Source organism: Cupriavidus sp. 2SB, assembly GCF_005503625.1.
Taxonomy (GTDB): domain Bacteria; phylum Pseudomonadota; class Gammaproteobacteria; order Burkholderiales; family Burkholderiaceae; genus Cupriavidus.
Genome location: NZ_SCMX01000163.1, coordinates 1 through 2778, shown reverse-complemented (window position 1 = coordinate 2778; position 2778 = coordinate 1). Strand labels below are relative to the sequence as shown.

The following is a 2778-nucleotide window of genomic DNA, read 5'->3' as shown; positions in this document are numbered from 1 at the left end:
TAACCATCGCAGGCTTCACTCGGCGACGCAAGACATGCCGCCGGCCGAGTACGAGGCTTTAAAGAGTAGGTCTGCCTGAAAAAGTGTCCAAGATTACTTGACCACTACAGGGGGAGAGGGGAGAACACACCGGAGTTTGACTTACTCCGCCACCCCCCCCGGCACTGCCTGGCTCACCAGCCACCGCCGCACAATCTGCTCCTCTTCGGCTGTCAGATTCGCCCGCAATTCACGGTCTACCTCGCTCGCGCGCGTCTTGCACCCACCGAGCAACTCCCGCCCCGCATCGGTCAACCCAATCGTCTGAATCCGACCATGCACCGGATGCGGCTGCCGTTCGATGGCGCCGAGCTTCTCCAGATTGCTGATGATCACGCTCACCGTCTGCGGCGTCAGCAGTGCGAGCCGCGCCACATCGGCGCCCGAGATACCCGGATACGCACCAAGCATCGTCAACACAAAAAACTGCGGCACCGTCACGCCGAGATCGGCCAGTGCGCGCTCCAGCCGCAGGCGGTTGCTTGCGCTGGCCTGGCGTAACAGGTACGCCAGATAGCCGCTTTCGCCACGCTTGCCTTCGCCGGGTGCGGGAATGGTGACCGCCTCGGCAGGCGGCGCAGCCTTCTTCTTCTTTTCCTTTTTCCCTTCTTTCGGCAGGGTCTTGCTCATGATGTTAGAGTTCTGACATTGTTGTTCGAACTCTGACATCTTACCCGAAGGAGCCACGCATGGATTTCCAGACTTTCACGCAGACTGCCCCCGACGTCTATGCGTCGCTCGGCGGCGTCAGCAAGGCCGTGGTCGCGTCCGGTCTCGACAAGGCGTTGACCGAACTCGTCAAGCTGCGCGTCTCGCAGATCAACGGCTGCGCGTTCTGCCTGCAGTTCCACCTGAACATCGCACGCAAGCTCGATATCGACCCGCGCAAGTTCGACCTCCTGGCCGGCTGGCGCGACGCCGGTATCTATACCGACCGCGAAACTGCCGCGCTGGGCTGGGCCGAAGCCATGACGCGCATGACCGATCCATTCGCGAGCGATGCCGCGCTGGCCGAGGCGCGCAGCGTCTTCGACGAGCGCGAAATGGTGTTCCTGGCCGCCACCGTGGCGTCGATCAACGCGTGGAACCGTATCGCCGTGGGCCTGCACTTTCCGCCGCCGCCGGCGGAGCAGGGAGCCCGATGATGAGCGCCCGTATCGTTGTACTCGAATCCGATGAGCAGGTTATTGCCGCTTTCCCGCTGATGCACCAACTGCGTCCGCACCTGGCGGACGCGGCCGAACTGGTGACGCGCTGGAAGCGCCAGACTGCCGATGGCTATCGCCTCGCTGGTATCTGGGAGGGGGATCGCCTCATGGCGCTGGCCGGCTACCGCATCGCCGACAACCTGATCGTGGGCCGGCATCTCTACGTGGACGATCTGGTGACCGACGCCAACGCGCGCAGCGGTGGGTACGGGCAACGGCTGATGGATTGGCTCAAGACGCAGACCGAGGCGGCGGGCTGCACGCAACTCGTGCTCGATACGCCGCTGACCAATGTGCTGGGCCACCGCTTCTATTACCGCAACGGGCTGCTGGCGCGTGCGCTGCGCTTCTACTTCCCCATCGAATCGAAGACCTGAACCATGACAACCCTTCTGCACCTCAATGTCAGCCCGCGCGGCGACCAATCGACCAGCCGGCGCGCCGGCCAGCGCGTGCGCGAGCAACTGGCCGCGCAGTGCGGCAACCTGACCGTGGTCGAGCGGGACCTGGCCGCCGATCCGCTGCCGCCCATCGGCGCCGATTTCACGCACGCCAATATGGTCGTGGCGGCCAAGCGTACCGACGCCGATCCCGCCGCGCTGGCGCTGTCCGAAACGCTGATCGCCGAACTGCAGGCGGCGGACATCGTGTTGATCACCACGCCGGTTCACAACTTCACGGTGCCGGCCACGCTCAAGACATGGATCGACCTTGTGGTGCGACCGGAGCGCACCTTTGCCGGCTCGCCGCAGGGCAAGCTGCCGCTGCTGCGTGATCGTCCGGTGCTGGCCATCGTGTCATGCGGCGGCCGTTTCCATGAAGGCGAGGGCAGCCAGCAGGATTTCTTCACGCCTTACCTGAAGTACGTACTGGAAATCATCGGCCTGAAACGCGTGGAAGTCATGCGGCTTGAAGGCATGGTGCGTCCGGAAGCCGTCACGCGCGCCTTCGAGCAACTGGAAGCGTGGTGCGACACCGCGCTGTCGGGCTTCCTTGAAGCGGCATAGTCTTACCCGCGCAATTCTTCGGGACGCGGCACCGTTTCGTTCCCCTGGCCGAGCGGGCGCTGCATCAGCACGGTGTCGATCCACTGGCCATGCTTGAGGCCCACCGATTCGAGCCGGCCCACGGTACGGAAGCCGAGCCGTTCATGCACGGCCACCGAGCCCGCGCCTTCGCCGCTTCGCGTCAGCGCCACCACGGCCACCATCTGACGCCACGGACCAGTCTCGCACCGGGCAATCAGTTCGGACAACAACGCGCGGCCCAGGCCCGCTCCGGTATGGCGATGGTCGATATAGATCGAGTCTTCGATGGCAAAGCGATAGGCGCTGCGGGCGCGGTAGCTCGACGCGTAGGCGTAGCCCACGATCTCGCCATCGCGCTCGGCCACGATATACGGCAGCCCCTTGCGATGCACCTCGGCCATCCGCGACTGCATGTCGTCCACGCCAGGAACAACTTCCTCGAAGGACGCGCGGCCATGCTGCACGTGGTGCGCGTAGATGGCGTGGATGGCGGGCACGTCGGC

General features: G+C 64.5%; 5 protein-coding genes. 3 read left to right on the top strand and 2 right to left on the bottom strand.

The window, feature by feature from the left end:
* Window positions 1–141: 141 nt before the first annotated feature.
* Complete coding sequence (locus FFS21_RS31820; protein WP_137928645.1) at window positions 142–669, bottom strand: MarR family winged helix-turn-helix transcriptional regulator; 528 nt, start codon at window positions 667–669, stop codon at window positions 142–144.
* A 59-nt stretch (window positions 670–728) separates the two neighbouring features.
* Between FFS21_RS31820 and FFS21_RS31815 the strand changes: the two genes are divergently transcribed.
* The 3 genes from FFS21_RS31815 to FFS21_RS31805 are packed head-to-tail and all read left to right on the top strand — an operon-like array spanning window position 729 to window position 2254.
* Window positions 729–1184, top strand: a complete 456-nt coding sequence (locus tag FFS21_RS31815; protein ID WP_137928644.1) for a carboxymuconolactone decarboxylase family protein — start codon at window positions 729–731, stop codon at window positions 1182–1184.
* On the top strand, window positions 1181–1624 hold the full coding sequence (locus tag FFS21_RS31810) for a GNAT family N-acetyltransferase (protein ID WP_137928643.1): 444 nt from the start codon (window positions 1181–1183) through the stop codon (window positions 1622–1624). Before FFS21_RS31815 ends, FFS21_RS31810 begins: the two co-directional genes overlap by 4 nt.
* A gap of 3 nt (window positions 1625–1627) precedes the next feature.
* Window positions 1628–2254 (top strand): FMN-dependent NADH-azoreductase, encoded by a 627-nt coding sequence (locus FFS21_RS31805; RefSeq protein WP_137928642.1) that lies wholly within the window; start codon window positions 1628–1630, stop codon window positions 2252–2254.
* 2 nt (window positions 2255–2256) lie between these two features.
* Here FFS21_RS31805 and FFS21_RS31800 read toward each other — a convergent pair.
* A partial coding sequence (locus tag FFS21_RS31800) for a GNAT family N-acetyltransferase (RefSeq protein ID WP_137928641.1) occupies window positions 2257–2778 on the bottom strand: 522 nt, incomplete at its 5' end.